Below are 23,329 nucleotides of genomic sequence, written 5' to 3'. Positions count from 1 at the left end.
GTTTTTTTCTTTTTTTTGGCTACAAAAAAAGTATGTTTTTGTGAAAAAATTGTGATTTATATGATATTTGATGGATTTCCCCTTTTAAAAAGCTTTTTTTTAGAAACAAGGGCTTGGATGTTCTGTCAATTTTGATGGAAAATGCAATTTGGACAGACAGGGTGTTGTAGTTGGTTGCTAAATTTGCAAGCATTTTTTCAATGCTCGCCTTGCACGCTTATGAAACATTGGTTCATTGGCGAAGCTAAGGAGAGATTCAAGGAAAAATAAGCCCACCCCTTGATTTGTCTGAGTATTAATCCTCTTCATTCCTTGTTGAGGATTTTTTATTTATTTAAATCGCTTGCAAAAGCTGCAGGTTTGGCAAAAAGGGTGGCGTAGTTCGTGCTGCGCAAACCCTTCTTTTATATTTTGCGCGAGCGGGCTTTCTAAAATTTCAGCAAGGTTTTGTTCGGTTGTATGCCCAAGTGTAATTTGTCCGCTATGGTCAAGGCAACAGGCGACAACGCGACCGTCGTGGAGGATTGCTATGTGAGTGTCTAGCGCGCGGCAAGTGCCTGCAAATCTTTCGTCTCTCGTCTGTAGGGCTTTGCTCGTTCTCTCGTCTATACTAGGCCATTCAAATCTTGTGTCTTCGTGCAAATAAAGTCGCCCTGTGATGTTGAAACTCTTGTGGCGACTGCAGAAATGCCCGGGCGTGATTTCGATACCGAATGTTTCGTGGATGCGCTTAAGCATGTAGCTGTTCCAAGGGGAGGCTTCATCGGCACCGACGTTCCATAAACGCAAATTGATGTAGAGGTCGGGGCGCTCGACAATTGCGAGACTGCAAAAATCAAGGACATTTTGCAAATATCGTTCAGCGGTTTCGCGGGGGAGTTCCGCGTAGGCATGCGTCGAAAAGTTGACTTGCCGAACGGCGGGCGAGGCTAGAATTTGTCGGCCTGAGCGTTCAATCGTTGTGCCGTTTGTTGTGAGCGTGAGCTTTAAGGGCGTTTGTTCTAACTTCTTGACGTAGTGTGCAAAGCCGGGGTGGAGCGTGGGTTCGCCGAGAACGTGAAAGTAGACGTTTGTTGCACCGATTTCTTGAGCGCCTGCGATGCTTGTCTCGAACAGCTTGGAATCCATGAACGTGCGGCTCGTAGGCTCCTTGCCACAGGGGCAAAAGCTGCAATGCAAATTGCAAACGTTCGTGATTTCGATGTAGACGCTGTTCACGAGAGCTCCTTCATCGCCGTAATTGCTTCTTGGTATTCGCTGAGTTTCCCTGCTTTCTTGATTTTCTTGAAAATCTTTTTGGGAATGCTTGGTTCGAGATATTCCCAGAAACTTTGTACGTGCGAAAGAATCTGGCTGTCGCCTTGGTACGTTTTGCAAGCGTGATCAAATATGACCTGGTGCATCTGGAGAATTTTGCCGAGGAAATCTTGATGAGTGTCGCTGTTTAGGGGGGCTACGCAGTTTATATCGCGCAATTCCTTGTATTCCGCGGCGAGGCTTGGGCGTGCGAGCAGTCCACGTCCAATCATCACGCCGGCAAGCTTCGGGTAGCGTCGTTCCATTTCACAGATTTGCGAGACGCTTGTGATGTCGCCGTTATAAACGAGCGGATGGCGGCATTCCTCATAAAACTTTTCAAATGATTTGAAATCGATTGCGCCTTTGTATTGCTGTTTGCCGAGTCTTGGGTGAAGTGTGATTTGCGAGAGCGGCGCTTCGTTTAGAATCGGGAGGAGAGCAAAGGCTTCGTCAGGGGAGTCTTGCCCAAGCCGCATCTTGACGGAAAATTTTACCGGCGCAGTTCCTTTTACAATTGTCGGCGCAGTTCCGTTTGTGTTAGATATTTTCCTGATCTCGTCCATTATTTCTTGGACGGTTTGCTTGTCGTTTAAGATTCCTGCTCCGCGATGGCGGTTGACTTGCATCGGGAAGGGGCATCCCATGTTGAAGTCGATTTCCGTGTAGCCTTTAGCGATTAGCGCGTCTGCGAGGATTTTAAATTCATCGACGCTGTTCGCGATAATTTGCGGAATCTCGCGCGCATTCCCTTCAAGCGCATTTAAATCCCGCAAATCTTTTTCGCGCGGCTTTCCGTTCTCAATTCGCAAGAACGGTGCGTAATATGCATCAACACCGCCAAAGATTTCAGCGTGGGCTTTTCGATAAATGCCCGTCGTGTAACTTTGTAGCGGTGCGAATAGAATTCTCAATTTTATTTCCCAAGCGCTTTTTTGAGCGCACGGATGGCGTTTCCGCGATGGCTGATAACCTTTTTCTCTTCAAGTTCCATCTGCGCAAACGTTCTCGTTTCACCATCCGGGACAAAAAGCGGATCGTAGCCAAAGCCCATGTCGCCGACAGGTGTGTGGTTGATTTCGCCGCGGCATTCGCCTTCAAAAATAATCGGTTTGCTGATGACAAATTCACCTTTTTCGTTCTTGGTGACGGTCTGGTACGAGAGCGCGCAGAAGTAACGTGCCTTGCGGTCTTCGATGTCTTCGAGCTTTTGCATCAACTTGACGTTGTTGGCTTCGTCATCGCCGTGCTTGCCGCAGTAACGTGCGCTGTAAATGCCCGGTTCGCCGTTCAAGGCGAAAACTTCAAGGCCAGAATCATCGGCGAGAACGGTTGCTTCGATGTTGCGCTTGGCGAGCCATTGAGCGGTTGTATTCGACTTGATGATGGCATTTTCGGCAAAGGAATTTCCATCTTCGATGATATCTTCGTCAAAACCGATATCTTTCAAAGTCTTGAATTCGTAGTGGTCGGTGCCCAAAATATGAGCGAAGTCTCTAATTTTTCCGGCACTACCGGTTGCGATAACAAATAAACGTTTCATATTAATCTAATAACTATTGACTATTGACTAATAACTAATTAGTAATGTTCCGGTTTCATGACGATCAAGATGGCGTCAACGACAACGCCTACGCCAAAGAGTCCTGCGGTACAAAGCCACAAGATTCCGGTCCAGATTTTTCCTTCGTAAAAACGGTGCAGACCCAAGTATCCGAGCAGAATGCAGAGGGCGAGAGCTATCCACTTATTGTGTTCACCAGTAGAGGGCATAAAGACTCCTTGTTTAACGATATACAATTTAGAAAATATGGGGATTACAAGACCGCAAAAGTTTTTTCGAAGTCAATCCATTTGCGTTGCAAAAAGATCAATTAGCCAATAGCAGAAAATCAACAAATAAGTATTGACCAATAACTAGTAACTAATGACTAATAACCAACAACCAATAACTCAACATTTATTATTATTCCTTTTGTGAAAATGAAAAAAATATCTCTTTCCTTATTGGGTTTCGCAGGGCTTTCTGCGGGCATGTTCCTCGCTGCATCTTGTGCGGCTCCGTCTGTCAATCCTTCCGTGCAGGCTACAGAATCAGTGGCGTCGGTAGCTCACACTCCGGTTTATGCCGCTCCAGTAGCTGTTTTTGAAATGCGCGTGCTCGACAGGGATAAGCAAGTCCGCGTTGTCGAAAAGCCGACGCTTGCCGCTCTTGATTTTGCGGCATATTTTTCGAATCCGATCCGCTTGGCGGGTATGGACGAAAAGCCTGAAAATTACACGGGCAAAATGGCGAATGCGAAGCTTGCAGAATTCCCGTTCCCGATGCTCGATTCCCTTTCGGAAGATGAACCGGATGCTGTTGCGGGGGTAGCGCCGATTGCGTGGGAACCGTTTGCGAAGATTCTCTATGCGCAGACTGGCGATGAAACGCTTTCGAAGACATTGAATGAGATTGAAGCGGTCAAGTGGGATGAACCCGATGTGTTCCGCGCTTTCCAGACGGTAAGCCGTTTGTGGGGTGTGCCTGGAACGGGTGAAAATCAAGGGAAGATTGAATGGTGGGCAGAAGTGATGCCTGCTGCGTGGACGGGACGTGCTCCGTTCTACGGTAAGCTCAAGGTTGTTTCGGGTGGCGAATCTGCGGAAGTCTTGAATTACTACATGACTGCCGAGATGAACGGTGAAGAGGCGATGAACTGGGCTCGTACGCTTTCGTCTTACTGGTACCCGACTTTGAATACGGATTTGGAACAGCATACGCCAGGCGCTATTTGGGAAAACTCGAGTGCGAACCGCCCGTTTGCTGTGATGCGTGGTAATCCGATGGGTAAGCCCATGTGGGTTGCTTTTGAAGTCCCGGCGTTCCGCTTGACGGATGAACAGTTGCGTGCTGCCGCTGTGGCTGATTCTTTGGCGGCTGCCGGTGAAGTGGTGCCGGTGAACCGCACGCTCGATACGAGTTCTTATGCCCGCTTGGAAACGCTTGCCGCTATGGAAAATAGCTGCCCTGCAACGCCTGCGACAAAGAAGTTCCGCGAAGCTTTGAAGAAGAAACTGGCGAAGCTCCCGAAGGAACAAAATGCTTGGGCGGATAACGGAATGCTCTGGTTCCGCCGTAATGCAAACTACCTCGTTGCCGATAAAATTAGCGGTCAGGATAGCCTCCACAATCCGCTCCCGAGAATGATTGAACTCAAGCAGTACTTGGATTCCATGAATGTTCAGCTCCTTGTGGTTCCGGTGCCTGTGAAAGAAGAAATTTATGCAGACAAGCTTGTAAAGGGTACGCCTGCGGACTTGTGCGTAAACGTAAACGGTCGTGAATTTATCCGCGAAATGCTTGCTGCCGGGATTGATGTGCTCGACCTTTATCCGTCTTTGATGGCGGCCCGCAGTGGCGATGATGCTCCGCATTACAGCTACCAGCGCTACGATACGCACTGGGCATTGCCGGGCATGCTTGCCGCGATGGAACAGCTTGCTTCTCGCGTGACGCAGTACAGCTGGTATGCCGATGCAAATCCGCAGCCGGGTAGCCTCGTGATGAAGGATACGGTAGTGCTCCGCGAAGGGGACTTGGTGGCTCATTTGCCGGATAAGGAAAAGTCCAAGTATGCCGCCGATACTCTTGCAGGCATGAAGATCTACAAGGGCGACAAATCTTACAAAGGCGGCAAAAATGCACCGATCCTCTTGATGGGCGACTCGTTCACGGGGGTGTTTGAATCTGTGGATCAGAAGAGCGGTGGCCCGGGTTCCTTGCTTGCTTATGCAACGGGTCTCGACGTGCAGGTGCTTACGAGTTGGGGCGGTGGCCCTGGTGTTCGCGCTCGCCTCAAGAAGATGAAAAAGGACATGCTGAGCAAGCGTCTCGTGATTTACATGATGACTGCTCGTGACTACTGGCAAAGTCCGATGGAATGGGACGGCCTGTAGCGTCTTTGGCGCATTTATGCTTGCGCGAATTTTTTGGCCTTTGTTCTTCGCGACGCTCGTGATAGCACTCCCGTTTCTGCTTTGGAACGGGAAAAACGAATCCATGAGCTATCGCGAAATGGCGTGCGTTTTTGAAGAACGTGCGCCGGGTTGCCTTGATTCTATTCACGATTGGCATGCGGGACTTGCTTACTTTGATAGTAGTGTTGCGGCGACTCACGACACTTTGCAATCCCTGAAAAACCTGCTTTGGCAATTTTGGAATATCGAATTTGCCGGGGCGGGCGAGGCGGCTATTGCAAAAGAATCCGTGCTCCCGCTTCGCGTTCTTGCAAACAAAAGATCGGGTTGCATGGGACTTTCGTGGCTTGCGCTCATGGTGGCGCAGTCGCGTGGTTTGCCTCTCGACGCTATTCTCCTTCCGGGGCATGTCTTTTTGCGTTACGGCTCCTCGGACAGTTTTGTGAATTTGGAACCGAACCGTCGCGGCTTTACCTATACCGATGATGAATATCGCGAAAAATATAAAGAAGGCCGATGGACCGGTCTTGAATTTAAACCGCTAGAAACTCGGCAGTTCGTAGGGCTTGCCGCATTTGATATCGGCAATTTGTACCTTGAAAACGATGTCCCGCGAGCGCTCACGTGGTACCGCATGGCGGAAGAATTTTTTCCGGAATATCCGGGAATTAGCGTAAATCAGACTATTGCGAAAAGTCGGCTGCCATAAATTTCTATTTTTGAGGGGAAATGTCGACACGTTTTAATAACTCCTCTTTTTTGATGAAGGTGCTTTTTTTAGTACCCTGTATTTTTGTTCTTTTTATCCTTTTAGGTTGCGATACATTTTTAGGGGAACACGTCTGGCTGAACGCCCCTGTTGAAACGGATAACGTTCATGATGGCTTGATTACTGTAAGAGCATCGAAGATTAAAAATTCGAGTGGCGGCGCCTTGTCTTATCTGGGGACGTATTCCTCGTTGGCAAAGGCGAATGAACGCCCGCAATTGCGTGTCGCTTTGAATTACGATTTTTCCATGGGCATGCACGAAGTCACTTGTGCGGAATTCAAGAGTGTCATGGGTACAACTTTTGATGCCCGCTGCAAAAATGAAGATTCGGACATGTTGCCTGTAACGATGGTGACTTATTACGATGTGATGCTTTATGCAAATGAACGGAGCAAGCGTGAAGGCTATGATACCGTTTATACTTACACATCGACGACTTTTGATGCTGTAGGCAATTGCATTGCCATGGAAGGGCTTTCGTTTAATCCTGAAGTCGAAGGGTATCGAATGCCAACGGAAGCGGAATGGATTATGGTGGCTGAACGCCATTGGAATCCATCCGTGGAATGGAATGCCGCAAATTCTGATTTTGAACCGAAGAAAGTCTGTTCGTACGCTCGCATGCATGGCGATTTCTGCGATATGGCAGGTAACGTCAAGGAATGGGTTTCGGATTGGCTGGGCTATTTTAAGGATACGACGATTACCAATTACGTCGGTGCTCCTGATGGAAGTGTCGTTGGGGAGCGCGTCATCAAGGGCGGCAGTTATCGCAATGATCCTTCGGCGATTAAGCTTTACGGTCGAGGCGATGTCTACATTGTCACTTCGGCGACAAAGTCGGACTATCTCGGTTTCCGTCTGGCTTTTGGAAAAATCCCGAATGCAGTTTGGATGGGGCGTGATGGTCATGCCCGAGACAGTCGAATCATCCCGATGGCGGGGGCGACTACGGTCAAGAATAATCTGGGAACGTACCGCGCAAAGTTGGCTTTCCGAAACGATATCACTGGCAATATAGCGTATATCGATTATGTCAATGGAACTTTGTCCGTGACAGAACTTGCAGATACGATTGATTCCTATCATCCGGATATTTCTCCCGATGGTCGTTTTGTGGCGTTTAGCACTGGTACGGAAGGAACTTCCGGGAAGTCCGAGGTCTATATCCGTCCGATTACGGGCTCGAGGACTCAACCGCTAAAACTCAAGGTAAGCGGGAATGCCGCCATCCCTCGTTGGCGCATTTTGGAAAATGGCGATACGGCGATTGTCTATGTGTCTGATGCCGGGAACAATAAGGACGAGTCTGCGTTCAAGGCGATGAGTACATGGCAGGTGACTTATGCCAAGGGACGCTTTGGTACACCGAAAAAGCTTTTTGATGGTGCTTATCATGGCGGAATTTCGGAGGATTATTCGCTTGCTGTGACGGGTGCCCGCTTATTGCGTGCTCGTATTGCAAAGGGTGGTTCTCTTGCTAATGGACGTGATACGGTTTGGTATAATGGCGAACAGGCTTGCAATGTATCCCTTGCTAATGATGGCTCCAAGCGCGTCTCCTTCCTCGATTTTGGAGGCAAGACGGGGAAGGAATTTGTCGGTAAAAGCTATGGCACGCACGAACGCTTGCTGATTACCGATAGTACGGGGCGCTTAATTAAGGCTATTGCATCACCTGAGGGGTATAGCTTCGACCATGCGGAATGGGCTTTGAATTATAAGGGCGCTCATGCGGATGACGGTTATATCGTGGCGACCCTTGCAAATGCAAATGGAGCCCATACCAAAATTGTGCTTGTTAATGTGGCTGATGGTTCCATCGTGAACTTGGTGGAAGGCGATGAACTCTGGCATCCGAGCATTTGGCAGCAGAAAATTTATGTTCCTGAATCATCGGAACTTGATCCTGATAGTGCGGGCGCTTATCTGTATCCGTCGGACAAGTGGGAATCTGTCATCATGCGCTTTAAGATGGAACTCCTCTGGAGGTATCGCGATTCTGCAAACGTCGCTGTATTCGGTTCTTCAAGACCGATGTTCGGTGTGAGCCCGGCACAGTTCGATAAAAAGTTCTTTGCCGTGAATTTTGGACAAACTCCAAATTCCATTTACATGACCCGAGATTATTTGAACCATTACGTGTTCAATCACATGAAAAAACTCAAGTATATCGTCGTGTCGCTCGATATTGATTTCTGGCACAAGATTGATGGTCCGGATGGCGATAACATGTTCTACACGACGTTTGGAAATTATCCGGGATACGTGTATGACGCCAATCATGATTATTGGAAGGATGGATACCCAGAGGGTTTGCTGGAATATACGGAAAGTTCCGTGGGTTCGTCGGATGAAACCCATTACATGAAAGATCGTGGTCGCTACTTAAATGCCAGCTGCAATTCGTGGAAAGATGAGCCTGAAATCGAACAGGACAGCAACTATGTCGATGAACATTGGAATTTGATTGATGATAGCATGGATGCACTCCTCACAATCATTGAAGAATCGGCGAAGCGTAATATCCGAGTGGTCGGCGTTATTTTCCCGCAGAGCCCCGCTTATGCAAAATCAGGTTCGTTTGGTCGTTATGGCTTGCGCCGAACCTCTGCTAAAAAGTTGATTGCGGAACTCGATGGCTTAAAGAAAAAATATCCGAATTTTGTGTTGATGGATGAAAACAAAATGGGTGAGCACGATTACATAGATGCAATGGCTATTGACGAAGACCACTTGTGCTATGCAGGGGCGACGCTCCTGACTTCGCGCTTGAACAAATTGCTATTGTCTTGGGAGGAGGAAAATGAAATGTAAGTCTCTGTTTGGGTTGGGATGGCTTTCATTAGTACCTATTCTCGTTCTTTTGGCATCTTGCACCGAAGAGAATCCACCTTGTCCTGTCATTGAACCGGCAGGTCAGTTGCCGTTGTCTTCATCATCTTCACTTTCATCTGCAAGCAAAATGGAAGGTTTTGTCAAGATTGCATCTCTTGGCAAGTCGACGTTCCTTGGAACAGATAAACCCGGCGTGCGTAATAGTGAAACGCCACAAATGGAAGTTGCTTTTTCGTACGATTTTTTCATTGGCGAACACGAAGTGACTCGTGGCGAGTACAATGCCTTGCGCCCCAATGCGGGGGCAGAATGCGAATGCGAATGCGATGATGAAAGCCCTGTTACCAATGTGACTTATTATGATGCGGTTCTTTATGCAAATGCTTTAAGCAAGTCTCAAAATCTCGATACTGTCTATACGTACACGGAGGCGTCTTTTGATGCCGCGGGTAGCTGTGAGAATTTGTCCGGACTTGTCTTCCATGAAAATGTTTTTGGCTATCGTCTGCCGACGGAAGCGGAATGGGTCTTTGTGGCGAACCAGGGCTGGAATCCCGAAGTCAGCTGGAATAGCGAAAATTCGGGCTACGAATTCCATGATGTGGCATCGACGCTTGCAAATGATGTCGGTGTGTACGACATGGCAGGGAATGTGCTGGAATGGGTCAATGACTGGCTCACGTATTTCAAGAAGGATCCTTTAATAAATTTTGTGGGCGGAGCTGATGGCGGTAGCCTTGGTGAACGCGTTGTCAAAGGCGGGAGCTACCGAACGGAACTCTCGCAAATGAATACGTATAGTCGCGGGGATATTTACACGGTGACCTCGTCGACAAAGGGCGTGTACCTTGGTTTCCGTTTGGCTTTGGGCGCAATCCCTAAAGCGTCTTGGCTCGATGAAACCGGAACGATCAAGGAATCGGTGGCAAAAGTTTCCATGGCGACATTCCAGATGAAACATTTGACGGGAACTTTCGAATCTAAAATGGTGTTCCGCAATGATGTGACGGGCAATTTGTCCTTTGTCGATTTTGGAAATGGCGTGAACTCCGTTATTGAAATCAAGGATACTTTGCATGCCTACCATCCAGACATTTCTCCCGATGGCAAACGGGTGGTTTTCTGTACGGGTGTTGAAGGCGTTGCGGGGCCGTCGAGTGTCTACGTGCGCAATCTGGATGCTACAGGTTCTGGGCTTGTCAAGCTCGATGTCGAGAATGCGGCTATTCCGCGTTGGAGACTTTTGGAAAATGGCGATACGTCGATTGTGTATGTGACGAGTGCGGGCAACAATAAGGATAACGATGCGTTTGCAGCGACGAGCACTTGGCAGGTGCCGTTTAACAATGGAAAATTTGGAACTCCGAAACAAATTCTCGATGGCGCATTCCATGGCGGCGTCAGCCTCGATAAGCAACTGGCGGTGACCGGGGCTAGACTTTTACGTGCCAAGATGGCGACGAGCAGCAAAATGGTGTTCCATGGAATTGACTCGGTTTGGTATAATGGCGAACAGGCTTGCAACGTTTCTCTTGCCAATGACGGTAGCAATAGAACGCTGTTCCTTGATTTTGGCGGCAAGACGGGGCGTGATTTTGTCGGACAGAATTATCGCACGCATGAACGTCTCCTGGTCATGGATTCTAAGGGCAGGCTGATTCAAAGTGTTGAAGCTCCTAAGGGTTATACGTTTGACCATACGGAATGGGTTCTTGGCGGCTCGAATATGGCGGTGGCGACATTGGTCAATGTGAACGGCGCCCACGAAAAAATAGCCTTGGTCAACTTTGCCGATAGTTCCGTGAAAATCATTGCCAGTGGCGATGAACTTTGGCACCCGTGTCTGTGGCATTCCAGAAACCTTTACGATAGCGAAGAACTTGATACGGATAGCGCGGGCGTTTACTACCTCTCGAGTGCTTTCTACAGTGCCCTTGAATTGCGCGTGAAAATGGAACGTTTTTGGGAAAATCGCGATAGCATTACGGCTGTGGCATTGGGCTCTTCGAGAACGATGTTTGCGTTGCATGATAAGGAAATCACATCGTACAATCTTTTGAACATGGCGTATTCTGCAGGGCAGATGACGGGCATTAAGTACTTGTTCAAAAATTACGTGCTGAACCACCTGAAAAATCTAAAAGTCATTGTGCTTGAAATGTCTCCAGACTTTTTGTGGTATGATGGCTATGGAACTTGGCAAAATGCAATTTATGATAAAGTCCCTGGATTTAAGTACGATGAAAATCACAATTTCTGGGTCGATGGCTTGCCGGAGCATTTCATCGATGCCGTAAAAGTGACGCCGCGCCCTGAAACGGCTTTGATGCATCCTTACGATCTTGAAAATTTCTTGCTGCCGAGTGTGCAATGGGGGGATCCTTTCATTCAAAATGATACGACTTTATTTAAGACGAATGATCCTGTTTATAAGGAAAACTTTGCGGTATTCCATTGGATTATTGAAACGGCTCAGGCAAAGGGCATTAAAGTAGTCGTGCCTGTTTACCCGCAAAATCCGGCGTATAAGAATACGGGCTCGTTTGGAGTGTATGGACCGCGTAGGAGTATCGCTAAGGATATCCTAGATTCGGTGCAAAAGCTCGACATTGTGTATTTCGATGAAAATAAATTTGGCGATCACGATTACACGGATGCGATGGCGTATAATATTGACCACTTAGGTACTGCCGGGGCAAAGCAATTTACGCATCGGTTGGATTCACTGCTTTCGACGTTGGCTCGATGATTGCATTTTTTGTAGATTAATTAAAAAATAGGTTGTCTTTATGAAGTTTTTGCTTGCTATTCTGCTTGTGTTGCTGAACGCCTGTTCTGAATCGGATGGCGGGTCGGCTGCAGGCTCAATGGAAGTCGTTGAAGATTCTCTTTCGGGAATGATGCGCTTTTCTGTATCGAATGCCGTTGTGACTCTGGGGACCGATGATGCTACAGCAAAGTCCAATGAACGCCCGCAGATGCGTGTTGTGTTGGATTACGGATTCTCGCTTGGCAAGCACGAAGTGACCTGTGGCGAGTTCAATGACTTGATGAAACCGGCGACGGGGCTCAAGTTCGATTGCGATAGCAAGGACTTGCCGGCGACTGACCTCACGTATTACGATGCCGTGCTTTTTGCCAATGAACGCAGCAAGGCAGAAAAATTTGATACCGCTTATACCTATAGCAAGGCTTATTTTGACAACGATAAGCATTGCACGAACATGGAAGGTTTTGCGTTCCATCCAGATGTAGATGGTTACCGCTTGCCGACAGAAGCGGAATGGGTGCTTGCGGCAATGGCTTACTGGAATGTATCGGATGGCTGGACTGCCGATAATTCGGATTACAAACTCCATAAGGTTTGCAGTAAAGTAAAGTCCGATAATCTAGTTTGCGATGTCGTTGGCAATGCCATGGAATGGGTCAATGACTGGCTGGGTGGTTTCCGCGATACGACTTTGACGAATTTCGTGGGCGCTCCTGATGGCGGTGCGATGGGCGAGCGTGTGGTCAAGGGCGGCAGCTATCGCAGTTCTCCGGAATCGATAAATCTTTATAGCCGTGGTGATATCTACACGGTGACATCTTCGACTCGTGCGGACTATGTGGGTTTCCGTCTTGCTTTTGGTGCAATCCCGGGAGCTACGTGGATGGGCTCAGATGGCAAGGCGGCGTCGAGCCGTGTTATTCCGCTTGCAAATTCCGCAAAGATCCGTTCTGAAACGGGAACGTACAAGACAAAGCTAGCATTCCGCAATGACGTGACGGGAAATCTCGCCTTTATTGATTACGCTAGTGGAATCTTGACCGTTAATGAAATTAGCGATTCGATTGAAGTTTACCATCCTGAAATTTCTCCTGACGGAAAACGTGTGGCGTTCTGCACGCGTATCGAGGGCGTTTCTGGGAAGTCTAGCTTGTACGTGCGCGACCTCAATGTGAATGGCTCGAATCTTGTAAAGCTCGATGTCGAAAGTGCTGCCATTCCGCGTTGGCGCGTGCTTGACAATGGCGATACGGCGATTGTCTATGTGACGGATGCGGGCAACAATAAGGATGATGCCGCTTTTGCATCAACGAGCACTTGGCAGGTGAAATTTGCAAAGGGCAAGTTCGGCAAGCCCGAAAAGCTTTTCGACGGCGCTTATCATGGTGGCATCAGCGAAGACAACACGCTTGCGGTGACGGGGGCTCGCTTGCTGCGCGCCCGCATTGCAAAGTCGGGCTCGACGGTTAAGGATAAGGCTCGCGATACGGTTTGGTATGGCGAAGAACAGGCTTGCAATGCCTCGCTTGCCAAAGATGGTAGCAAACGCACGATATTCCTCGACTTTGCCGGTAAAACAGGGAAAAAGTTTGTGGGGAAGGATTATGTCACGCACGAACGTTTGCTCATGGCAGATTCCAACGGAAAGCTTGTGAATTCGATTGCTGCCCCTAAAGGCTATACCTTTGACCATAGCGAATGGGCAACGGGTGGCGAAGACCTTGTTGTGGCAACGCTTACAAATTCCAATGGTGCTCATTCCAAGATTGTCCTTGTGAATGTCGCTGATAGCTCGATTGTGGAACTTGTCGAAAGTGATGAACTTTGGCACCCGAGCTTGTGGGTCAAGAAAACCGATGGCGCTGATTCTGATGTCAAACTCGATGCGGATAGTGCCGGTGTCTATTTTACAGAACAGGGTGGCGAAGCGGCTATCATTCTCCGTTACAAGATGGAACTCCTGTGGAAGTACATGGATACGGCGAATGTGGTCATTGTGGGTTCTTCACGCCCGCTCGATGGCATAGCACCCTCCGTGTTTAGTGACAAGTTCTTTGCAATTAATCTTGCCAATGTCCCGAACATGGTGGCTGTTTCGGATTACCTCTTGACTAATTACGCATTCCCGCATGTGAAAAAATTGAAGTACATTATTATATCGCTGGATATTGATTTGTGGTACCACGGTGAAACGGAAACGTACAACTTCTTTAATAAGGAATATGAAAGTTATCCGGGTTATGTCTATGACCGGAACCATGATTTCTGGAAAGATGGTGTCCCGAATCAGTTGGCGAGCTTGACGAGCGAATCCATGGGTGTTTACGAGTACTATGACGTCCTTATGGAATCGCGCGGTTTCAGCTATGGGGAATCCGGAACATGGGGCGGAACTCCTACGGTAGATAACGATAGCACTTGGATGGATTATGCGTCTGCCAATTTCTATTCTAGCTTTAATCATCTGAAAAATATCTTGCAGAATGCCGAAAATTATGGAGTCTATGTCGTGGGCGTTGTGTTCCCGCAGAACCCGAATTTCAAAAAAACGGGTTCGTTTGGGCGTTATGGCATTCGCCGGAGCGAAGCACCGAAATTGCTGAAAGAAATCCAGGAATTAGAAAAGGAATACCCTCATTTCGTTTTCATGGATGAAAATAAAATGGGCGACCACGATTATACCGATGAAATGGCGACGAATAAGGACCATTTGTGCTATTTGGGCGCAAAACAGTTGACCTCCCGTCTGGATTCACTTTTGAAAACTTTGAAGTAGCTTATGAAGAATTTGTTTGCTATAGCACACCTTTTCTTGATGATGGCATTCCTGGGATGCGATCATTCTGAAAGTGTATCCGGTGGAGCAAATGAATTTACTTCGGATGAATCTTTGGCGGGGATGATTCGCGTCCCTGCATCAAACCGCGCTGTTTCGCTTGGGACGAATGAGGCTACGGCAAAGTCCAAGGAACGCCCGCAGATGAATGTCGTGCTGGATTACGAGTTCTCGATGGGCAAGCACGAAGTGACCTGTGGCGAGTTCAACGACTTGATGAAACCGGCGACAGGACTTAAGCTCGATTGCGAAAGCAAGGATTTGCCGACAACCGACCTCACGTATTACGATGCCGTGCTTTTTGCCAATGAACGCAGCAAGGCTGAAAAATTTGATACGGCGTACACTTACGGCAATGCGTCTTTTGATAAGGATCATCATTGCACGAACCTGGAAGGTTTTGCGTTCCACCCAGATGTAAAAGCCTATCGCTTGCCGACAGAAGCGGAATGGGTGCTCGTCGCTCAGACGTATTGGAACTTGTCTGAATCATGGACGGCGGACAATTCGGATTACAAACTCCATAAGGTCTGTAGCAAGACCGATTCTAGCGCTCGCGTCTGCGATGTCATGGGCAATGCGATGGAATGGGTCAATGATTGGCTTGGCGCTTTCCGCGATACGACTTTGACGAACTTTGTAGGCGCACCCGATGGCGGTTCATTGGGTGAGCGCGTGGTCAAGGGCGGCAGTTACCGCAATTCTGCGGAGTCCATTAATTTGTACAGCCGTGGCGATGTCTATACGGTTGCATCATCGACTCGTGCGGATTACGTCGGATTCCGCCTTGCATTTGGGGCGATTCCTGGAGCAACGTGGATGGGAACAGATGGCAAGGCGGCGACAAGCCGGATTGTCTCGCTCACGAATTCTGCGAAAATCCGTTCTTTGACGGGAACGTACAAGGCAAAACTCGCGTTCCGAAATGACGTGACAGGGAACCTCGCTTATATCGACTATTCCAGTGGAATTTTATCGGTAACAGAAATCGCAGATTCCATTGAAATTTACCATCCTGAAATCTCGCCCGACGGAAAGCTTGTGGCGTTCTGCACTCAGATCGAAGGTGTTTCGGGGGCGTCTAGCCTTTATGTGCGCACGCTTGATAGTGATGGCTCGAACCTTGTAAAGCTCGATGTGGAAAGTGCGGCTATTCCGCGTTGGCGTGTGCTCGACAATGGCGATACGGTAATCGTGTATGTGACGGATGCGGGCAACAATAAGGATGACGCTGCTTTTGCATCAACGAGCACGTGGCAAGTGAAGTTTGCAAATGGCAAGTTTGGCAAGCCAGAAAAGCTTTTCGATGGTGCTTACCATGGTGGCTTTAGTGATGATAACACGCTTGCGGTAACGGGTGCTCGTTTGTTGCGTGCCCGCATTGCAAAAACTGGTTCGACGGTTAAGGATAAGGCGCGCGATACGGTTTGGTACGGTGGCGAACAGGCTTGCAATGTATCGCTTTCGAAGGACGGGAGCAAACGCACTTTGTTCCTCGACTTTGCGGGGAAAACAGGGAAAAAGTTTGTAGGCGAGGATTACAGCACTCATGAACGCTTGTTCATGGCGGATTCCAACGGAAAACTCGTGGAGTCTATTGCCGCACCGAAGGGCTATACCTTTGACCATAGCGAATGGATTTCTGGCGGTGAAAACCTTGCTGTGGCGACGCTCACGAATGTAAACGGTGCGCATCCGAAAATTGTCCTTGTGAACTTGTCCGATAGCTCGATTGTAGAACTTGCCGAAGGCGATGAACTTTGGCACCCGAGCCTTTGGGTAAAAACGCAAGCTTCTTTCAATGGCGAAAACGCTTTGGATTTGGACAGTGCCTGCGCTTACATCACGGAAACGACGGGTGTCGCCCCGCGAATTATGAAAGTCAAGATGGATTATTTCTGGCAGTACCGCGATACGACGGAACTGGTGGTCATCGGTTCTTCGAGAACTTTTGCGGGAATTGACCCTGAAATGATCAAGTCCATGTTTGCGATTAATATGTCTTATTCCGCACAGGACATGGGTAGCACGCTATTTTATATCAAGAATTACATTCTGCCGCTGATGCCCAAATTGAAATTTATTGTCTTGGCTTTAGATTATGACCGTTGGTATGTCAAGGATGAAAACTGGAATGAATGGTTTGCCAATATTCCTGGCTATGAGTATGACAAGAATCATGGTTACTGGCAAGATGGCTTGATTGGCGACATGTATGAGGCTTCACAACATGCGATGGGCGTTAACGATTATGAATATGAAGCTTTTGGGTACCACCGTGGCGTGATGAAGTCTCCGTCAGAAGGCTGGGGCAAAGACGTGCCTGATGTTGTCTATGACCCGTACTGGTTTGATAAGGATAAGTCGGGATATGATTTTAATCTGGGTCATTTGACCGAAATCCTTGAACTTTCTCGCAATTTTGGTGTTCGCGTTGTGGGCGTTGTTTTCCCGCAGTCGCCGAACTATCTCAAGACTAATGCCTGGGGGCGCTACGGACCGACGCGCGAGGCGGCTAAAGTCATGCAGGCTGCCGTCCAGGAACTTGTCGAAAAATATCCGAATTTCACGGTGCTTGATGAGTACCACGATGGCAATCATGATTTTGAAAGCGAGCTCTTCTTCGATGAAGACCACTTGTGTTCTGATGGCAGCCTTGTGATGACCGCTCGACTGGATTCTTTATTAAAAACGATGAGGTAAATGATGACGTACTTACGATACGGTTTAGCTTTGTTCTTTATATTGTCTCAGATGACATCTTGCTCTGATTCCGATAGTGTTTCGTCGAGCCAGTCTAAGGATGATCCTGCCGCCGCGCTTCCGGGAATGATGCGCATTTCTGCAGAAAATGCTGTGGTACAGCTTGGGACAAATGAAGTCTCTGCTAAGGCAAATGAACGCCCGCAAATGAGCGTAGCTTTGAATTACAAGTTCTCGATCGGCAAGTACGAAGTCACTTGTAGTGAATTTAATGATTTGATGAAACCGGCTACGGGGCTCAAGCTCGATTGCGACGATAAGGATTTCCCGGCAACGGACCTCACGTATTACGATGCCGTGCTTTTTGCAAATGAACGCAGCAAATCAGAAAAGTTCGATACCGCTTACACATATAGCAAGGCTTCGTTTGATAAAGACAAACATTGCACGAATTTGGAAGGCTTTGCTTTCCATCCCGAAAAAGAAGCGTACCGTTTGCCGACTGAAGCGGAATGGATTTTTGTCGCCCAGAAGTCTTGGAACCCGTCCGAAAGCTGGACTGCCGACAATTCGGATTACAAGCTCCACAAGGTTTGTAGCAAGGGCGATTCGAGTGCAAGTGTCTGCGATATGGTCGGCAATGCCATGGAATGGGCAAATGACTGGCTTGGAAATTTGCGCGATACGACTTTGACGAACTTTGTCGGGGCACCTGATGGTGGCTCATTGGCGGAGCGCGTTGTCAAAGGCGGGAGCTACCGCAATTCTGCGGAATCCATCAACTTGTACAGCCGCGGTGATGTTTACACGGTCACGTCTTCGACTCGTGCCAATTACGTGGGCTTCCGTGTAGTTTTTGGTGCAATCCCTGGGGCGACATGGATGGGCGCTGATGGCAAGGCGGCGACAAGCCGAATTGTCCCGCTGGCGAATTCTGCTAAAATGCGTTCTAAGACGGGAACGTACAAGGTAAAGCTTGCTTTCCGCAATGACGTGACGGGTAATCTCGCTTACATTGATTATTCTACAGGCCTTCTTTCGGTGACGGAAATTGCAGACACGCTCGATGTCTACCATCCCGAAGTTTCTCCGGATGGCAAGCGCGTGGCGTTCTGCACACGCATCGAAGGTGTTTCTGGAAAGTCGGACCTCTATGTGCGTGACCTCAATGCCGAAGGCTCGAATCTTGTGAAGCTCGATGTTGAAAGTGCTTCGATTCCGCGTTGGCGCGTGCTTGACAATGGCGATACGGCGATTGTCTATGTGACGGATGCGGGTAACAATAAGGATGATGCTACTTTTGCGGATGCAAGTACGTGGCAGGTCAAGTTTGCAAAGGGCAAGTTTGGCAAGCCTGAAAAGCTTTTCGATGGCGCTTACCACGGCGGCATTAGCGAAGACAATAAACTTGCAGTAACGGGTGCACGCTTGCTGCGCGCCCGCATTGCAAAATCGGGTTCGACGGTAACAGGCAAGGCTAGCGATACCGTTTGGTACGGTGGGGACCAGGCTTGCAATGTCTCGCTTGCCAAAGATGGTAGCAAACGTACGTTGTTCCTCGACTTTGCTGGTAAAACCGGAAAGAAGTTTGTAGGGGAGGATTACAGCACGCATGAACGTTTGTTCATGGCAGATTCCAACGGAAAGCTAGTCAACTCGATTGCCTCTCCGAAGGGCTATACTTTTGACCATAGCGAATGGATTTCGGGCGGTGAAAATCTCGCCGTGGCAACACTCACGAATGCAAACGGTGCTCATTCCAAGATTGTCTTGGTGGATATTTCCGATAGTTCCATTGTAGAACTTGCCGATGGCGATGAACTGTGGCACCCGAGCTTGTGGGTAAAAACGTCTGCGAATTCTGGCGAAAAAAGTGCTCTGGATCCGGACAGTGCTTGCGTCTACATGACCGAGAACACGAACATCGCGACGCGACTCATGAAAGTCAAGATGGATTACTTCTGGAAGTATCGCGACACGGCTGAACTTGTGATTATCGGGTCTTCGAGATCGTTTGCGGGCATGGATCCGACATACATTGAATCCATGTTTGCTATCAATATGGCTTATTCCGCGCAGGATATGGAAAGTACGACGTTCTTCGTGAAAAATTACATCTTGCCGTTGATGCCTAAATTGAAAGTCGTGGCGTTGACTCTGGATTATGACCGCTGGTATGTCAAGGACGAAAATTTCAAGGTCTGGTTTGCCAATATTCCAGGCTATGAATACGACAAGAATCACGGTTACTGGCAAGACGGGCTGATTGGCGACATGTATGAAGCTTCGCAGGCGGCGCTGAACCCGACCGAAGATGAATACGAACAGTTTGGATACCATCGTGGCTTGTATTATGACCCGGCAAAGGGATGGGGTGCTCCTAATCCTGAAGTTGCCAACGATTCCAACTGGTTTGAAATCGACCGTTCCGGTTTTGATTTTAACATGCAGAAGTTGACGGAAATCTTGGAATTGGCTCGCAACCATGATGTTTATGTTGTTGGTGTTGTCTACCCGCAAACGCCGAATTTCTTGAGTACGAATTCTTGGGGCCGTTATGGACCGACCCGTAAGGCGGCAAAGATTATGGAAGATGCCGTGCTGGAATTGACCGAAAAATACCCGAATTTTGCGGTGCTCGACGAATACCATGATGGCTATCATGACTTTGTTCCTGAAGACTTTGCCAATGAAGACCATCTTGGGCTTCAGGGCGCACAAGTGATGGCGACACGTCTTGATTCTTTGCTGAAGAAAACGTTGAAGTAGTATTTTGAAGGGGAGCTGAAAATGATCGCGCTTGCTATATGTGTTGCTGTTTCGCTTTTTGCGATATTCCCGCTGACAGATACTGATATCTGGTGGCACTTGGCTTGCGCGCGGGAATGGGTGACGACATGGACTCCTGTACGTGAACCTGTCGTGAACGTACACGAGTATTTTCAGCAGGTTGTGGCATTTGTCTACGACATTGGCGGCGCTCCGTTGTTGGTCGCATTCAAGGCGATTTTGTGGGGCATCGTTTTTGCGCTGTTCTTGCATCGTGCGAAATGCCGCAATTGGGTTGTTGTTGCCTGTGTCGCTATTCTCCTCTTTATTTTCCGCTACCAGTTTGAAATTCGACCGGTGCTTTTTAGCATGCTCTTCCTCGGGATTTACTGGAATGTATTGCCGTGGCTCTTTTACGGATGGCGTGATGAACACAAAGTAAGTCGGAGCACACAAGCTAAAAAGTTCCATTTTGTGTTTCGCAAAGTGTTTCACGACATAACTATTTCTTACAAGTTCTTGGGAGTACTTGTCGTTCTTTTTATCCAGTGGATTTGGTGCAAAAGTCAGGGGCTGTTTATTCTAGGATTGATTTTTGCGTATGGCTTTTTCTTGTATGGACTCTGGTTCCGCCGTTGGGGAAATTTTGGAAAGGTCCGTCAATGGAAGGGCGTGAGGATCCCGTTCAGGACTCTTGCATGGCAGACGCTTTTTGTGATTTTGCTCTTTATCATGCCGGTGTTTCATCGAGATGGCTTTAACTTGTTGCCTTACCCGTTTGGCTTGCTCGACCGCTTGCTCGGGCTTTCGCCTTCGGCAATGGTTTTTGCAACTGAAATTGCGGAGAACCGTTCGCCCATTACGCTTTTGCTGAACGGTGAAAATGTGTTGCAGTCTGTTTTGATGCTTGTCCTTTGCGTGGGTGGAATTGTACTTGCCGCGGTGCGGTGGCATTTGCAGCCCGCCCCTTATTCGTCGTGGCAATTGTCTTGGCAGGTAAAAGAACGCGTCGAAGCTATCTTTGTGCGTCGCTTGCAGCCCTCCTGGCTTTTCATCACGGCAGTACTTGCTTTGCTTGCCGAGCGTAACTTTGTACTCTTTTTACCGGTGTTTTTGGCGGTGCTTTTGCAATTCTCGTGGCGTCACACAAGCTTTAAGTTGCAGGTAAAAAATCGTCATGTTAAGAATTTGCAGAGGTTGAGTTCTAAGCTTAGACTCAAGAACCGTCTTGCCGAAAAGTCGAAAAACACATCGGATACGTTGCTTGCTGCTCTTGTTGTCGCGTTCCTTCTCGGACTTTGGGTAAAGTCAGTCTTGTCTTACGATTCCATGGTGGCGTACCAGCGCGTGCCCGTGGCGGCGGCGCACTGGATGATGGAAAATCCGCACCCGGGGAGACTTTTCAACGATGACCGTGCAGGCGGTTACTTGGCATTTATGAACCCGCTAGATTCAACTTACATTGACGGGCGATTTATTTTGAAGACGGCGGAATTTTTTGAACGCTATCTCGAATATGCGAAAACGCCGCAGCTCTTTTTGCGCGATGCCGAATTGCAGGATATCGACCGCGTAGTGCTCCCGCTCCGCTATTACGCCAGGTGGGATAAATTGATTGCAGCTCTTGATTCTAGCGAAAAATGGCACGTTGGGTACCGCGATTCGCTTTTTGTCGTGATGGACCGCACACAGTACTAAAACGTAAGACTAAAAAAATTTAAATTTGGTCGCTAATAATTTATTTTTAGATAGATTTAACGGCCCTGTGTGGGCAATGGAGTTGTGTATGAATCGTTTGGTGAAAATGGGTCTTGCAGGCCTGTTTGCTTTTGGTCTTGCCCAGGCTAAGGTCAATTTCCCGTTCCCGCAGATGTCGGATTACGGTGGAAATGCGACGCTTTTGAGCGACAAGGCCAAGGCCTCCGAAGAATTGAAGTCCCAGTTTGCCTACTGGCTCAAAACCATGTACAACGAACAGGGCGATGTTGCCGGTGTCCGTTCTGATCCGGGCTCCGATACGTATTTCTCGGAAGGTGTCGGCTATGGCATGCTCCTTATGGTCTACTTTAGCGATAACACTACAAGCTATCAGCCGCAATTCGACAAGATTTGGAACTTCTACAAGAAGATGATGAACGAAAACGGCCTCATGATTTGGAAGGTCGGTAACCTTTCTCAGTCGTGGGATGCGGGTAACGGTGCTGCACTCGATGGCGATATCGATGCCGCCGCTGCTCTTGCAATGGCTTACTTCCAGTTCGGTGACGAAAAGTACAAGGAAGATGCCAAGAAGCTCATCCAAGCTATGAAAAAGTCCGAGTTCGAATCGAACGGTCTGCATTTGCCGGGCGACAAGTGGGGCGATGCCGCTTTCAACCGCAAGAACCCGGGCTATTTTGACCCTGCCTACATGCCGGTTTTTGCCTTGATCGATACGGACAATGCGGAATTCTGGAACAAGACCGCTTACGATGCCAACATGAAGCTTTACGAAGCTAGCTCTGCAGAAGTTACGACGGGCCTCATTGATGACTGGACTGATAAAAACGGTAAGAGCGAAGACGACTACTATAGTTACGATGCATCCCGCGCTCCGTGGCGTAATGCAAAGGCTGTCTGCTGGCATGGCGATACGCGTGCTCTCGCTCTCGACAAGAAAATGGCTGAATTTGTCTCTACCGTCAGTGCCGCCAACATGAAGGGCCCTGTCCTCAGATCGTCTGGCAGTCTTGGCAACGATCACAACAGCACGTTCGTGACCTCCCTCATGACATCTCTTATCTCCGATGCCAAGTATCAGGCAAAGCTCGATGAATACTGGAAGGAAGCGGTCGCTCTCGGTGACGAAAACTACTTCAACCAGTCTCTCAAGCTTTTGAACGGACTTCTCGTTTCGGGTAACATGCCGAACCTCGCCGCTGCAACGCCTTCGCAGCCGACTTCTTCGAGCTCTGTGAATTCGGAATCCAGCTCCAGCAGCGGAACGACTGCCTTGACCGCCGCAATGACGAGCGCTCCGAAGATGACGCTTGCCGGTAGAACGCTCCAGATTGCCGCCAATGGCAATGTCCATGTGGATTTGATTTCCATGACGGGTAGCGTGTTGAAGTCGTTCGACAATCACGCCAATGGAGTGTTGAACGTCTCCTTGAAGGCTGTTCCGAACGGTCTCTACGTTGTACGCGTCAAGAACGCTGGTATGACGAGCCTCAAGAAAATCAAGCTCGACTAAAAGCTAAAACAGCGAAGCCCGCCCCTGCGGGAAAACTTTAAAAGTCCGGGAACTGCAAGTTCTCGGGCTTTTTTTTTGTTGTGTAAAATTATGACGAATTAATGTGTTTTTAACGAATTATTTTGAACAATCTTTACTTGTAAACATTTGTTTG

13 protein-coding genes are annotated in these 23,329 nt (G+C 48.5%); 9 read left to right on the top strand and 4 right to left on the bottom strand.

All coding sequences use genetic code 11. The features are described 5' to 3' along the window. Nucleotides 1-330: 330 nt before the first annotated feature. Genes B9Y77_RS04635 through B9Y77_RS04620 form a run of 4 tightly spaced genes read right to left on the bottom strand, consistent with a single transcriptional unit; the run spans nt 331 to nt 3,069 of the window. Nucleotides 331-1,218, bottom strand: coding sequence for a radical SAM/SPASM domain-containing protein (locus tag B9Y77_RS04635; RefSeq protein WP_085490647.1), 888 nt, complete (start codon nt 1,216-1,218; stop codon nt 331-333). Then, on the bottom strand, nt 1,215-2,210 hold the full coding sequence (locus tag B9Y77_RS04630) for a tRNA-dihydrouridine synthase family protein (RefSeq protein WP_085490646.1): 996 nt from the start codon (nt 2,208-2,210) through the stop codon (nt 1,215-1,217). Before B9Y77_RS04630 ends, B9Y77_RS04635 begins: the two co-directional genes overlap by 4 nt. A gap of 2 nt (nt 2,211-2,212) precedes the next feature. Continuing rightward, nucleotides 2,213-2,839, bottom strand: a complete 627-nt coding sequence (gene rdgB, locus B9Y77_RS04625; RefSeq protein ID WP_085490645.1) for an RdgB/HAM1 family non-canonical purine NTP pyrophosphatase — start codon at nt 2,837-2,839, stop codon at nt 2,213-2,215. Between the two features lie 38 nt (nt 2,840-2,877). Next, the gene (locus B9Y77_RS04620; RefSeq protein ID WP_073422902.1) at nt 2,878-3,069 is read right to left on the bottom strand and encodes a TM2 domain-containing protein; all 192 of its coding nucleotides are present in this window, start codon (nt 3,067-3,069) and stop codon (nt 2,878-2,880) included. A 210-nt stretch (nt 3,070-3,279) separates the two neighbouring features. Here B9Y77_RS04620 and B9Y77_RS04615 point away from each other — a divergent pair, with 210 nt between their 5' ends. From B9Y77_RS04615 to B9Y77_RS04575, 9 genes are all read left to right on the top strand, one after another. Continuing rightward, nucleotides 3,280-5,235, top strand: coding sequence for an alginate O-acetyltransferase AlgX-related protein (locus B9Y77_RS04615; protein ID WP_085490644.1), 1,956 nt, complete (start codon nt 3,280-3,282; stop codon nt 5,233-5,235). A gap of 40 nt (nt 5,236-5,275) precedes the next feature. Continuing rightward, nucleotides 5,276-5,965: a transglutaminase-like domain-containing protein gene (locus B9Y77_RS04610; RefSeq protein ID WP_254899919.1), complete on the top strand. Its 690-nt coding sequence runs from the start codon at nt 5,276-5,278 to the stop codon at nt 5,963-5,965. A gap of 20 nt (nt 5,966-5,985) precedes the next feature. Then, a complete protein-coding gene (locus B9Y77_RS04605) occupies nt 5,986-8,844 on the top strand; it encodes a TIGR02171 family lipoprotein (RefSeq protein WP_085490642.1) in 2,859 nt (952 codons plus the stop codon). Further along, nucleotides 8,834-11,614 carry a TIGR02171 family lipoprotein gene (locus B9Y77_RS04600; RefSeq protein WP_085490641.1) on the top strand — a complete coding sequence of 927 codons (2,781 nt, stop codon included), beginning with the start codon at nt 8,834-8,836 and terminating at the stop codon, nt 11,612-11,614. The genes B9Y77_RS04605 and B9Y77_RS04600 overlap by 11 nt, the downstream gene beginning before the upstream one ends. Nucleotides 11,615-11,654: 40 nt before the next feature. Then, a complete protein-coding gene (locus B9Y77_RS04595; protein WP_085490640.1) occupies nt 11,655-14,411 on the top strand; it encodes a TIGR02171 family lipoprotein in 2,757 nt (918 codons plus the stop codon). A 3-nt stretch (nt 14,412-14,414) separates the two neighbouring features. Next, nucleotides 14,415-17,174 (top strand): TIGR02171 family lipoprotein, encoded by a 2,760-nt coding sequence (locus B9Y77_RS04590; protein WP_085490639.1) that lies wholly within the window; start codon nt 14,415-14,417, stop codon nt 17,172-17,174. Next, complete coding sequence (locus tag B9Y77_RS04585; RefSeq protein ID WP_176221712.1) at nt 17,175-19,943, top strand: TIGR02171 family lipoprotein; 2,769 nt, start codon at nt 17,175-17,177, stop codon at nt 19,941-19,943. A gap of 21 nt (nt 19,944-19,964) precedes the next feature. Then, entirely contained in the window at nt 19,965-21,641 is a 1,677-nt protein-coding gene (locus tag B9Y77_RS04580; RefSeq protein ID WP_085490638.1) for a hypothetical protein, read from the top strand. Nucleotides 21,642-21,729: 88 nt separating this feature from the next. Further along, nucleotides 21,730-23,175, top strand: coding sequence for a glycosyl hydrolase family 8 (locus tag B9Y77_RS04575; protein WP_085490637.1), 1,446 nt, complete (start codon nt 21,730-21,732; stop codon nt 23,173-23,175). Nucleotides 23,176-23,329 lie beyond the last annotated feature (154 nt).

The sequence above is a fragment of the Fibrobacter sp. UWB13 genome (assembly GCF_900177805.1).
Classification (GTDB): Bacteria; Fibrobacterota; Fibrobacteria; order Fibrobacterales; family Fibrobacteraceae; genus Fibrobacter.
Note: the sequence above shows the minus strand (reverse complement) of the source record. Positions and strands in the feature narration are given on the sequence as shown.

Bases quoted from the DNA above. Each gene is read 5' to 3' on its own strand.
- rdgB (WP_085490645.1), bottom strand. From the start codon at position 2,839: ATGAAACGTTTATTTGTTATCGCAACCGGTAGTGCCGGAAAAATTAGA.
- B9Y77_RS04620 (WP_073422902.1), bottom strand. From the start codon at position 3,069: ATGCCCTCTACTGGTGAACACAATAAGTGGATAGCTCTCGCCCTCTGC.
- B9Y77_RS04615 (WP_085490644.1), top strand. From the start codon at position 3,280: ATGAAAAAAATATCTCTTTCCTTATTGGGTTTCGCAGGGCTTTCTGCG.
- B9Y77_RS04605 (WP_085490642.1), top strand. From the start codon at position 5,986: ATGTCGACACGTTTTAATAACTCCTCTTTTTTGATGAAGGTGCTTTTT.
- B9Y77_RS04600 (WP_085490641.1), top strand. From the start codon at position 8,834: ATGAAATGTAAGTCTCTGTTTGGGTTGGGATGGCTTTCATTAGTACCT.
- B9Y77_RS04595 (WP_085490640.1), top strand. From the start codon at position 11,655: ATGAAGTTTTTGCTTGCTATTCTGCTTGTGTTGCTGAACGCCTGTTCT.
- B9Y77_RS04590 (WP_085490639.1), top strand. From the start codon at position 14,415: ATGAAGAATTTGTTTGCTATAGCACACCTTTTCTTGATGATGGCATTC.
- B9Y77_RS04585 (WP_176221712.1), top strand. From the start codon at position 17,175: ATGATGACGTACTTACGATACGGTTTAGCTTTGTTCTTTATATTGTCT.
- B9Y77_RS04580 (WP_085490638.1), top strand. From the start codon at position 19,965: ATGATCGCGCTTGCTATATGTGTTGCTGTTTCGCTTTTTGCGATATTC.
- B9Y77_RS04575 (WP_085490637.1), top strand. From the start codon at position 21,730: ATGAATCGTTTGGTGAAAATGGGTCTTGCAGGCCTGTTTGCTTTTGGT.